This window comes from Caulobacter sp. 73W, from assembly GCF_041021955.1.
Taxonomy (GTDB): domain Bacteria; phylum Pseudomonadota; class Alphaproteobacteria; order Caulobacterales; family Caulobacteraceae; genus Caulobacter.
In genome coordinates this window covers 3,500,036-3,511,089 of record NZ_CP158375.1, presented here as the reverse complement: position 1 = coordinate 3,511,089, position 11,054 = coordinate 3,500,036, and the positions used below count along the sequence as shown (strand labels likewise).

The 11,054-nt window shown below is 68.4% G+C and carries 11 protein-coding genes; 5 read left to right on the top strand and 6 right to left on the bottom strand.

The features are described from left to right. The first annotated feature begins 4 nt into the window (after nucleotides 1–4). The 3 genes from ABOZ73_RS16755 to nagA are packed head-to-tail and all read left to right on the top strand — an operon-like array spanning nucleotide 5 to nucleotide 2,933. Entirely contained in the window at nucleotides 5–739 is a 735-nt protein-coding gene (locus ABOZ73_RS16755; RefSeq protein WP_369059254.1) for a GntR family transcriptional regulator, read from the top strand. 56 nt (nucleotides 740–795) lie between these two features. Further along, a complete protein-coding gene (locus ABOZ73_RS16750; protein ID WP_369062568.1) occupies nucleotides 796–1,803 on the top strand; it encodes an SIS domain-containing protein in 1,008 nt (335 codons plus the stop codon). Beyond that, the gene (nagA, locus tag ABOZ73_RS16745; RefSeq protein WP_369059253.1) at nucleotides 1,803–2,933 is read left to right on the top strand and encodes an N-acetylglucosamine-6-phosphate deacetylase; all 1,131 of its coding nucleotides are present in this window, start codon (nucleotides 1,803–1,805) and stop codon (nucleotides 2,931–2,933) included. The genes ABOZ73_RS16750 and nagA overlap by 1 nt, the downstream gene beginning before the upstream one ends. A 21-nt stretch (nucleotides 2,934–2,954) precedes the next feature. Here nagA and ABOZ73_RS16740 read toward each other — a convergent pair whose 3' ends face one another. Next, nucleotides 2,955–3,614 carry an RpiB/LacA/LacB family sugar-phosphate isomerase gene (locus ABOZ73_RS16740; RefSeq protein ID WP_369059252.1) on the bottom strand — a complete coding sequence of 220 codons (660 nt, stop codon included), beginning with the start codon at nucleotides 3,612–3,614 and terminating at the stop codon, nucleotides 2,955–2,957. 190 nt (nucleotides 3,615–3,804) lie between these two features. Between ABOZ73_RS16740 and ABOZ73_RS16735 the strand changes: the two genes are divergently transcribed. Next, the gene (locus ABOZ73_RS16735; RefSeq protein ID WP_369059251.1) at nucleotides 3,805–4,689 is read left to right on the top strand and encodes a GyrI-like domain-containing protein; all 885 of its coding nucleotides are present in this window, start codon (nucleotides 3,805–3,807) and stop codon (nucleotides 4,687–4,689) included. A 148-nt stretch (nucleotides 4,690–4,837) separates the two neighbouring features. Here ABOZ73_RS16735 and ABOZ73_RS16730 read toward each other — a convergent pair whose 3' ends face one another. Continuing rightward, on the bottom strand, nucleotides 4,838–5,173 hold the full coding sequence (locus ABOZ73_RS16730) for an excalibur calcium-binding domain-containing protein (protein ID WP_369059250.1): 336 nt from the start codon (nucleotides 5,171–5,173) through the stop codon (nucleotides 4,838–4,840). Nucleotides 5,174–6,134: 961 nt separating this feature from the next. Between ABOZ73_RS16730 and ABOZ73_RS16725 the strand changes: the two genes are divergently transcribed. Then, nucleotides 6,135–6,806: a hypothetical protein gene (locus ABOZ73_RS16725; RefSeq protein ID WP_369059249.1), complete on the top strand. Its 672-nt coding sequence runs from the start codon at nucleotides 6,135–6,137 to the stop codon at nucleotides 6,804–6,806. Between the two features lie 80 nt (nucleotides 6,807–6,886). Here the strand turns inward: ABOZ73_RS16725 and ABOZ73_RS16720 are convergent, their stop codons facing one another. Genes ABOZ73_RS16720 through uxaC form a run of 4 tightly spaced genes read right to left on the bottom strand, consistent with a single transcriptional unit; the run spans nucleotide 6,887 to nucleotide 11,014 of the window. Next, complete coding sequence (locus tag ABOZ73_RS16720; RefSeq protein WP_369059248.1) at nucleotides 6,887–7,903, bottom strand: PfkB family carbohydrate kinase; 1,017 nt, start codon at nucleotides 7,901–7,903, stop codon at nucleotides 6,887–6,889. Nucleotides 7,904–7,922: 19 nt separating this feature from the next. Then, the gene (gene kduD, locus ABOZ73_RS16715; protein WP_369059247.1) at nucleotides 7,923–8,678 is read right to left on the bottom strand and encodes a 2-dehydro-3-deoxy-D-gluconate 5-dehydrogenase KduD; all 756 of its coding nucleotides are present in this window, start codon (nucleotides 8,676–8,678) and stop codon (nucleotides 7,923–7,925) included. Nucleotides 8,679–8,686: 8 nt separating this feature from the next. Then, complete coding sequence (gene kduI / locus ABOZ73_RS16710) at nucleotides 8,687–9,535, bottom strand: 5-dehydro-4-deoxy-D-glucuronate isomerase (RefSeq protein ID WP_369059246.1); 849 nt, start codon at nucleotides 9,533–9,535, stop codon at nucleotides 8,687–8,689. A gap of 33 nt (nucleotides 9,536–9,568) precedes the next feature. Next, the gene (gene uxaC / locus ABOZ73_RS16705; protein ID WP_369059245.1) at nucleotides 9,569–11,014 is read right to left on the bottom strand and encodes a glucuronate isomerase; all 1,446 of its coding nucleotides are present in this window, start codon (nucleotides 11,012–11,014) and stop codon (nucleotides 9,569–9,571) included. Nucleotides 11,015–11,054 lie beyond the last annotated feature (40 nt).

Below are 11,054 nucleotides of genomic sequence, written 5' to 3'. Positions count from 1 at the left end.
GCACATGACGTTTGCAGACCGCATCGGCCGCCTGGACGAAGCCGACCACGCGCCGCTCTATAGGCAGCTCCAGCGCGCCCTGCGCGACGCCATCAAGACCAAGGTCCTGTCGCCCGACGACGCCCTGCCGGCCGAGCGCGACCTGGCCGAGGAGTTCGCCGTCTCGCGCATCACCGTGCGCAAGGCGCTGGACGGTCTGGTCAATGAGGGACTGCTGACCCGCCGCCAGGGCGCCGGCACCTTCGTCGCCGCGCGCGTGGAAAAAAGCTTCTCCAAGATCTCGTCCTTCTCCGAGGACATGATCTCCCGCGGTCGCGTCCCGCACAGCGTCTGGCTCAACCGGTCGGAAGGCACGGTGACTCCCGAGGAGTCCCTGACCCTGGGCCTCAGCCCCGGCGCGGCGGTCTATCGCTTCCACCGCATCCGTTACGCCGACGCCGCCCCCATGGCGCTGGAGTACGCCACCATCCCGGCCTTCGCCCTGCCGTCGCTGGAGACGGTGAAGACCTCGCTCTACGAGGCTCTGGAAAAGACGGGCCACCGCCCCGCCCGCGCCCTGCAGCGGCTGCGCGCGGTGCTGCTGACCACCGACCAGGCCGAGCTGATGGGCCTGTCGCCCCGCGACCCGGCCCTGCTGATCGAGCGTCGCGGCTTCCTGGCCGACGGACGGACCGTCGAGATCACCCAATCGTTCTATCGCGGCGACGCCTACGACTTCGTGGCCGAGCTGACCCTTTAAGTAATCGCGTGCTGGAGACTGTCTTGACCCGTTCGGCCTCGCCTGAAGCCACCCGGATGTTCGCCGAAGCCGCCGAGGCTTCGACCGCCGTGAAGCGTCAGCTGGACGCCAACGCCCAGGCGGTCGCCCAGCTCGGCGAAAAGCTGCGCGCCATGAAGCCCCGCGCCGTGGTCACCTGCGCCCGCGGCAGCTCCGACCACGCGGCCACCTTCGCGAAATACCTGTTCGAGACCCGCGTCGGCGTCATCACCTCGTCCGCCGCCCTGTCCACGGCTTCGGTCTATGGCGCCAGCGCCGACCTGGAAGACGTGCTCTATCTCGCCATCTCCCAGTCGGGCCGCAGCCCGGACCTGCTGGCCTCGGTCGAGGCGGCCAAGGCCGGCGGCGCCTTCGTGGTCGCCCTGGTCAATGACGCATCCTCGCCCCTGGCCGCCCTGGCCGACGCCTTTGTGCCCCTGCACGCCGGGCCGGAGATCAGCGTCGCGGCCACCAAGTCCTATCTCTGCACCCTCTCCGCCCTGGCGCACCTGACCGCCGAGTGGACCGAGGACGCGGAGCTTTCCGCCGCCCTCCACACCCTGCCCGTCCTGCTGGCCGAAGCATGGCGCCAGGACTGGAGCGAGGCGGTGGATCGCCTGAAGGACGCCACCAACCTTTACGTCGTCGCCCGCGGCCTTGGCTTCGCCGCCGCCCAGGAAGCGGCCCTGAAGTTCAAGGAGACCTGCGGCCTGCACGCCGAGGCCTTCTCCGCCGCCGAGGTCATGCACGGTCCCCTGGCCCTGGTGCAGACCGGCTTCCCCGTCCTCGCCTTCAGCCAGGACGACGAGACCCGCGACAGCGTCCTGACCCTGGCCGAGGGGCTGAAGGCCCGCGGCGCCCAGCTGCTGTTCGCCGACCTGGAGGCGACCGGCCCCGGCGCCCTGCCCGCCTTGGCCGCGCACCCGGTGCTGCAGCCCGCCCTCGCCATCCAGAGTTTTTACCGTATGGCCAACGCCCTGTCGGTCGCGCGAGGCTATGACCCCGATCAGCCCCCCCACCTGCGCAAAGTGACCGAAACCGTCTGATGTCCGTCGCACTGGTCAATGGCCGCGTCCTGCTCGGTGACGCCGTGGTCGAAGGCGTCGCCGTCGTGGTCGAGGGCGGGCGCATCGCCGCCGTCCTGCCCGCCGCCGAAGCACGGGCCGACGAGACCCGCGACCTGGGCGGCGCCCTGCTGCTGCCCGGCTTCATCGACACCCAGGTCAACGGCGGCGGCGGCGTGCTGTTCAACGACGCCCCGACGGTGGAGACCATCGCCGCCATCGGCGCCGCCCACCGCGCCTATGGCACCACCGGTTTCCTGCCGACCCTGATCAGCGACGACCTGTCGGTGATCGCCGAGGCCATCGCCGCCACGGACGCCGCCATCGAACAGGGCGTTCCCGGCGTGCTGGGCATCCATATCGAGGGGCCGTTCCTCAACGCCGAGCGCAAGGGCATCCACGACGCCTCCAAGTTCCGCGTGCTGGACGACGCCGCCTTCGCCTTGCTCACCTCGCTGAAGCGCGGCCGCACCCTGGTCACCTTGGCGCCGGAAAAGACCACGCCCGAGGCCATCCGCCGCCTGGCCGACGCCGGCGTCATCGTCGCCGCAGGCCACACCAACGCCGACTACGACACGGCGGCCAAGGCCTTGCGCAGCGGCGCCACCGGGGTCACCCACCTGTTCAACGCCATGTCGCCGCTCACCAGCCGCGCCCCCGGCGTGGTCGGCGCCGCGTTGGAAAGCGACGCCTGGTGCGGGATCATCATCGACGGGGCGCACATCCACCCCGCCACCCTGCGCATCGCCCTGGCCAGCCGGCCGCTGGACCGCTTCATGCTGGTCTCGGACGCCATGCCCACCGTGGGCGGCCCCAAGACCTTCAACCTCCAGGGTCGCGAGATCACCGTGGCGAACGGCGTCTGCGTCGGCCCCGACGGCACCCTGGCCGGCTCCGATCTCGACATGGCCGGCGCCGTGCGCAACGCCATGTCCATGACCGGCCTCACCCTGGCCCAGGCCGCCAACATGGCCGCCCGCAGCCCCGCCGCCTTCCTCGGAATCGAAAAAGAGGCCGGGAGCATCGCCCCCGGCCTCCGCGCCGACCTGGTGGTCGCCGACGATCAGTTGAATGTCATCGAGACCTGGATCAGCGGCGAGCCTCGCCGCTGATCGCTAGGCCGGATTCGATGCTCAGGCGTTCTCGAGAACGCGGGCGTCGGTCAGGCCCTTGATGTAGTCGCGGATTTCTTCGTCCTGGGCGTTGGCGAAGAAGTACTCCTGGAACTTCTCGCCGGCGATGGCCGCCTTCACCAGGTCCTGGTCCAGGGCCTTCAGGGCCGAAACCATGTCCTTGCAGGTCGCGGCCTTCACGGTCTTCAGGATGCCGCGGTTCTTGGCCATGATCTCGGCGCGTTCCTTGGGGTAGCCCAGGCCGCGCTCGCCTTCGAACAGCTTGCGGTAGACGTCCTGCAGGTTCAGCTCGGCCGCCCAGCCGAAGCCCTTGGCGTAGGGCATCGAGATGGCGTTGCCGTCGTTGATCTGGCCGAACAGGAAGGCGTCGGTCGGGTCGATGACCAGGCCGCAGAACACGCCCGGCATGGAGTTGCAGGCCAGCATGGCGCCCATGCCCGTGCCGCAGCCGGTGACGACGAAGTCGGCGGCCTTCGAGTTCAGCAGGATGCCGGCCAGGATGCCGTTCATCACGTAGGTCAGCGAGGCCTTATCCTCGGCCGAGTACATGCCGTAGTTGAACACCTGGTGGCCCAGCGGCTCCGCCACGGCGGTCAGCGCCGTGTGGATGATCTCGTTCTTGGCGGCCTGGCTGTTTTCGGTGATCAGAGCGATTTTCATGGGTCTTCCTTTCGGGAGATGGCGGACGGGGAGGCGCCGCCACGACGTCCGGCCCGTGATCCCTGAACCGGACTAGTTCGTCAACCAACTCCTGCCGCTGCGTCACTTGCGCGCGACGCCAACAAAGCAATCCTGGTCAGGCCCGCCAGCCCGCTGAAGGGCATTGGTGCCTCCGCCAAGGAGCTCCACAATGGCCGTGATGAACGAAAGCCCCTACCACGCCCGCCTGCAACGGGTGCTCGACCACATCGACCGCAACCTCGACGGCGACCTCGATCTGGAGACGCTCAGCGGCGTGGCGGCTTTCTCGCCTCATCACTTCCACCGGCAGTTCTCCGCCCTGTTGGGGCTCAGCCTTGGACGCTACGTCCAGTTGGCCCGCCTGAAGCGCGCAGCCTCCCGCCTCGCCTACCGTCCCAAGGACCCGATCCTCCAGATCGCCCTGGACTGCGGCTATGCGGGACCCGAGGCCTTCGCCCGCGCCTTCCGGCAGCGCGTGGGCCAATCCCCCAGCGCCTTTCGGAGGCAGCCGGACTGGAGCCCCTGGCACGCGGCCCAAGCGCCGCTGGTTCAAGCCAGGAGCAAGATCATGACCCACGCCTTCACCGACGCGGACGTCCGCATCATCGACTTCCCCGAAACCCCAGTCGCGCGTCTCAGCCAACACGGCGATCCCGCGAAGCTCGGGGACACGATCCGCCGTTTCATCGCTTGGCGCCGGGAGGCCGGCCTGCCGCCGCGCCTCAGCGCCACCTTCAACATCCTGCCCGTGGACCCTGAGACGACCGAGCCGGGCGACTATCGCCTTGATCTCTGCGCCGCCACCTCCCTGCCGGTCCCGGACAATCCCCACGGCGTCGTCGCCGACCGCATTCCCCGCGGCCGCTGCGCCGTCGTCCGGCAGACCGGTTCCGGCGACGACCTGCGCCCCGCCGCCCAGTTCCTCTACGCCGACTGGCTGCCCCGCAGCGGCGAGGAGCTTCGCGACTTCCCCCTCTTCGCCCAACGCGTCACCTTCTTCCCCGACGTGCCCGAGGGCGAAGCGGTGACCGACCTCTTCCTGCCGCTGCGCTGATCCGAACAGATCACCGCAAAAACTGCGGGTTTCCGACTCGGAATCCGGTGATATTCGAAAAGCGGGGAGGTCCTCAGCCCACCCACACACCCCAGGCCCGATCCGTGCCCCCTAGCGCGGGTCGGGCCGCCTCTCACGGCTCCCGCGATTACCGCCGCTGCCGATAAGGCTCACACCCCACCCCGTCGCCGTCCCTGTCGAGATGCGGCCCATAGCCGGGGTCTCCTCGCCGCACAGGAGCCGCTCCCGCCGCTCGCGCGTCGCTGCAGTTCCTGAAAGAGCGTCCGATCGAGGCCGCCGTACTGGGCGCGGAATACATTCGCACGGGTGAAGGCGACGGAAGATGGCAGTGATAGCCGCCGCGCTTGCGGTCGTTGTGACAGCCCTCGGCGTTCAGCCCTCCCGGATGCGCGGTGGCGGGCACGCCGATAGCACAGGCCAAAACAAGCCCCAGACCCACCCCTGTGGCCGACTTGCCCTTCATCCGCGCCCCCGGTTTCAACCTGCCCCGGCGAGATCATGAATGATAATCATAGGTTGTAAATTGCGGAGCGAACCGCAAGATGGCGCATGTCGCCTATCCCCTCGCCCCCTTTGGGGGAGAGGGTAAGGGTGAGGGGGCTCTGAGGGTCAGCGGGCGAGGCGCTGCAAGCGGAACCGCCGCAAGCCCCTCACCCAACCCTCTCCCACGAGTGGGGAGAGGGGAAGGCTTATCCGCCCCCATTCCACCTCCCGTAAGCTCCTGACCGTCCCTGTCACGGGAAGGGCGCGCGGCCAGCGCTGTGTCGTGACGGGGATGCGGTCGAGCGGGTAGCGCGACCGTCGGTGGTGAGAACGAGGGGAGCGATCCCTGTCTGGACACTGCTCTTGCCCCAAAGCGGCAAGACATCGGCGGCGTGCAACAGGCGTGAGGGGGTTACTCACGCGGACCGGGGACTCCCACGCTGAGGGAGCCCGCCCGCCGGAGGCTTCGTCGGCTAAGCGCTAAGAGCGCTGCCTACCGACAGCTCCCGGATAATGACCGTGCGGAGCGTTCGATCTTCGTCGAAACGGTATTCGCTATCCAATCCTCCGGGCGAAGGCCCGGGCGCTCCGCCGCCCTTCCAACCTTTCGGGAATTTCCCGTGGGGGCGCTGAGCCATGCCCATTCCCCCGGCGACCGCCAAGCGCGGAAAAGCCAACAAGGACAACCCATGAGCCAGCCTCGCCTACGCAAAACGCCCTCTCCCGCGGAACGCCCCCCAACGGAAAGGGAGCTTCAGCGGCGTGAAGACATGCGACTGCTCGACGAAATGATCCGCTTCGCCACCGCTCAGGCCAAGGCCCACCTCGCGGCCCAGGGCCAAAGCGTGGAAGACGACGATGATGAGGATGACGACCCGTTCTAGCGCCGCCTGCAAAATCGGCCTCATACTCCCCGCAGCACACCGCCCGGGGGCCCTTCCATGAACTTCATGATCCAGCTGCTCGACTCCCTGGACGAGCTGCTGTTCCGGGTGATGAGCTGGCTGGTCTTCTACCCGCTCACCCTGTGGCGGACGATGCTGCATCCCCTGCGGATGACCACCTTCGCCGACCAGCAGATGACCGAGGCGGAGGAGCGCCGCCACGTCGCCACGGTCAGTCCGCCGCTGTTCCTGTTCCTATCGCTGCTTGTCTCGCACGGGCTGGAGCTGGCCCTAGTGGGCGACAGTCCCCTGCTTTCCGAGCATCATCGCCTGGGCGGACTGGTCAATGACGACACCAGCCTGCTGGTCATGCGGCTGGCCTTCTTCGCGGTGTTTCCGCTGCTGGTGTCGATCCGCCTGCTGCAGCGCCGGCGCGCCGCCCTGACGCGCGATACCCTCAAGCCGCCCTTCTACAGCCAGTGCTATCTGGCCGCGCCCTTCGCCCTGACGGTGGGGATGGCGGCCACCCTGATGCAGACGCACGCGCCCTGGGCGGAGCTGACCGGCGCGGCCATGGTGCTCATCGCCCTGGTCTGGTTCATCGCTGTGGAGACGGCGTGGTTCCGCCAGGAGCTGGGCGCGCCGATCTGGCGCTGCCTGCTGGACGCCGTGATCGTCACGGTCCAGGGGGTGGCGATCCTGGCGATCGCCGCGCCCCTCTTCGGCTGATGAAGCCCGCTCATCCCCGCGAAGGCGGGGATGAGCGGATGAAAAACGGTACGGATGGAAAGGTTGGGGGTCGCCCGGACCTAGCGCTTTACGTCCAAACCTTCGCCGTCGAGCAGGGCTTGCACGTCGCTGGCCGAGACCAGGTTGAAGTCGCCGAACACGGCGTGCTTCAGGGCGCCGGCGGCCAGGCCGAACTCCACCGCGTCGGCGTCGTTCAGGCCGGTCAGCAGGCCGTGCAGCACCCCGGCGGCGAAGGCGTCGCCCCCGCCGATGCGGTCCACCACCCCGGCCAGCGGGAAGGCGCGCGTGATGTGCTCGCCGCCGTCGCGGGAGATCATCACCGCCGACAGCTCGTGATGATCCGCCGACGGCGTCAGCCGCACGGTCGAGGTCATGCGCTTCAGGTTCGGGAACACCTCGAAGGCGCGCTCGGCGGCCTTGCGGCGGCGCACCTGGGCGGACTCGTCCAGGAAGCTCTCGCCCAGGATCAGGGCGATGTCGCGGTCGTTGACGAAGGCCAGGTCGGCGCAATCCAGGATCTGGCGCAGCACGGCCGGGCCGTCGCCGTTCCAGGCGGCCCACATCTTGGCGCGGTAGTTGCCGTCGAAGCTGACGGGCACGCCCAGCTTGCGGGCGGTCTGCACCGCCTTGACCACCGCGTTGGCGGCCGACGGGCCGACGGCCGGGGTCACGCCGGAGACGTGGAACCACTCGGCGCCGTCCAGTTCCTTTTCCCAGTCGATGGCGTCTTCCGACGCCAGGGCGAAGGCCGAGCCGGCGCGGTCATAGGTGACCTCCGACGGACGCACCACGGCGCCCGGCGACAGGAAGTACAGGCCCATGCGTCCCTCGACGAAGCGCAGGCTGCGGGTGTCGACCCCGTGCCGGCGCAGCTCGTCGCGGGCCGCCCGGCCCAGGGGATTGTCGGGCAGGATGGAGACCGTCGCCGCGTCGTGGCCGAACTTGGCCAGGGACACGGCCACATTGGCCTCCGCCCCGCCGACGCACACGTTCAGCCGGGCCGACTGCAGCAGCAGCTCATTGGTGGGAGCAGAGAGGCGCAGCAGCACCTCGCCAAAGCAGACGACACGGCTCAACGTTCAGTCTCCAGTCAGATCAGCGGGCCAGCCAGCCGCCGTCGACCGGCAGCGTCACCCCGTGAACATAGTCCGAAGCCGCCGCGGCGAGGAACACCGCCGCGCCGCCCAGATCGCTCGCGTGGCTCCAGCGGCCCGCCGGAATGCGGGCCAGGATCGAGGCGTTGCGCTCGGCGTCGGCGCGCAGGGCTTCGGTGTTGTTGGTCTCGACATAGCCGGGGGCGATGGCGTTGACGTTGATCCCCTTGGCGGCCCACTCGTTGGCCAGGATCTTGGTCAGGCCGGCCAGGCCGCTCTTCGAAGCGGTGTAGGACGGCACGCGGATGCCGCCCTGGTAGGACAGCAGGCTGGCGATGTTGATCACCTTGCCGCCGCCCTGCTTCAGCATCTGGCGCGCCACGGCCTGGGTCAGGAAGAACACGACCTTCAGGTTCGTATCCATCACCGCGTCCCAGTCGGCCTCGCTGAACTCGATCGAGTCCGCGCGGCGGATGATGCCGGCGTTGTTGACCAGGATGTCCAGCTTGCCGAAGGCGGCGACCGTCTCGTCGACCACGCGCTGCACCGGCTCGGTCGAACCGAAGTCGGCCTTGATCGACAGGAACTTTCGGCCCGTCGCCTCGATGGCCTTCTGGGTTTCGGTCGGCTCGCTGCGGCCGGCGACGGCCACGTCCGCGCCGGCTTCCGCCAGGGCGATGGCGATCGCTTGGCCGATGCCGGTGTTGGCGCCGGTGACAAGGGCGGTCTTGCCCTCAAGGCTGAAAAGCTTGCTCATAATGGGGCCTACTTGAGTTGGCAGATGTCGAGGACGTTCATGTCCGTGTAGTCCAGGTTCTCGCCGCCCATCGCCCAGATGAAGGTGTAGTTGGCGGTGCCCGAACCCATGTGGATCGACCACGGCGGGCTCACGACGGCCTCTTCGTTGGCCATCACGATGTGACGCATCTCGTCCGGCTCGCCCATGTAGTGGAACACCCGGTCGTTATCGCCGAGGCCGAAGTAGAAATAGACCTCCGAACGGCGGTCATGCAGGTGCGGCGGCATGGTGTTCCACACGCTGCCCGGCTTCAGGACCGTCATGCCCAGCAGCAGCTGCGCCGACTTGCAGGTGGTCGGGACGATGTACTGGTAGATGGTGCGCTCGTTGGAGGTCTCCAGCGCGCCGCGCTCCAGCGGGATGGCGTCGGCGAACACCAGCTTCTTGGTCTCGAAGGCCGCGTGGGCCGGGACGCTGGTGATGTAGAACCTGGCCGGGTTGGCGGCGTCGACGGACTCGAACACCACGTCCTTGGCGCCCATGGTCACATAGATGCCGTCGCGCGGCTCGATGTCGTAGACGACGCCGTCCACGGTCACCTTGCCCTTGCCCTCGCCCACGTTGATGGCGCCCAGCTCGCGGCGTTCCAGGAACGGGTGGCCGGCGGCCGAGGCCGGCTCGGTCTGGTGCGGCAGGACCACCGGCTTGGACACCGGGGCCGCGCCGCCGACCACGAAGCGTTCGTTGTGCGAGTAGTTCAGGCTGACGCCGTCCTCCTCGAACAGGTCCTGCATCAGGTAGCGGTCGCGCAGCTCGTCATTGGTGACGCCGAACATCATGTCCGGGTGCGTGGCGTGGTAGGTCTTGGCGAACATGACGGCCTCCAGGGCGCGGGGTTCTTCCAGGGATCAGGCGGCGGCCGGCGTCGCGGTCAGCGGCTGGTCCAGCTTGTAGGCCTGCTTGGGCAGGTTGTAGGCCAGATCAACGACCGTTTCCGCGGCGTCGTCCAGGTCCATGCGGTGCTCGGCGACCATCCGGGCCAGGAAGGCGCTGTCCACGCGGCGGGCCACGTCGTGGCGAGCCGGGATCGACAGGAACGCGCGGGTGTCGTCGTTGAAGCCGACGGTGTTGTACAGGCCGGCCGTCTCGGTGACCTGCTCGCGGAAGCGCATCATGCCTTCCGGGCTGTCGTGGAACCACCAGGACGGACCCAGCTTCAGGGTCGGATAGTGGCCGGCCAGCGGCGCCAGCTCGCGGCTGTAGGTCGTCTCGTCCAGGGTGAACAGGATGATCGACAGGCGCGGATCGTTGCCCAGCTTGCCCAGCAGCGGACGCAGGGCCTGGACGTATTCGGTCTTGGCCGGGATGTCGGCGCCCTTGTCGCGGCCATAGGCCTCGAACAGCTGGCGGTTATGGTTGCGGGTCGAGCCGGGGTGGATCTGCATGACCAGACCGTCGTCCAGGCTCATCTTGGCCATCTCGGTCAGCATCTGCGCCCGGAACAGCTCGGCCTTCTCGGGCGTCACGTCGCCCTTCAGCAGGCTCTGGAACAGCGCCTCGGACTCCGCCGCCGACAGGTCCGCGGTGGCGGCGGTCGGGTGGCCGTGGTCGGTCGAGGTGGCGCCGGCGGCGATGAAGTCGGCCCGGCGCGAACGGTGCGCTTCCAGGTAGCCGGTCCAGCTGTAGACGTCATGGCCCGACACTTCGGCGAAGCGCTGCATGGCGTCGCCGAAACGCTCGTCCTCGAAGTCGATGACCGCGTCGGGGCGATAGGCGGTGACCACCCGGCCCTTCCAGCCGCTGTCGCGGATGGCGTGGTGATGGTTCAGGCTCTCGTGCGGGCCTTCGGTGGTGGCCAGCAGCTCGATGTTGAAGCGGTCGAACAGCGCGCGGGGACGGAACGCGTCCGTGGCCAGCTGGGCGTTGATCTCGTCGAAATACTTGTCCGCGGTCTCGGCGGTCAGGCGATCCTTGAAGCCGAAGACCTTGGAGAAAACGTAGTTCAGCCACAGCCACGAGGGGGTCGCGCGGAACAGATGGAAGTTCGAGGCGAACAGCTTCCACGCCTTGCGCGGGTCCGTGGCCGGCACGCCTTCCTTGGACGGGACCCGCAGGTCCTTCAGCGCGATGCCCTGGCTGTAGAGCATCCGGTACAGGTAGTGGTCCGGCGCCAGCAGCAGGTCGCAGGCGTCCTCGAACGGCGCGTTGGTCGAGAACCAGGACGGGTCCGTGTGGCCGTGCGGGCTGATGATCGGCAGCTTTTCGACCAAGCCATAAAGCTCGCGAGCGATCGCGCGCGTGGTCGGGTCGGCCGGAAACAGACGGTCGTCGTGAAAGATCAGCGGCTGGGCCATCGGGGGATGCTCCTGGGGTTTCCGGCGCGGGCGTTTCAAT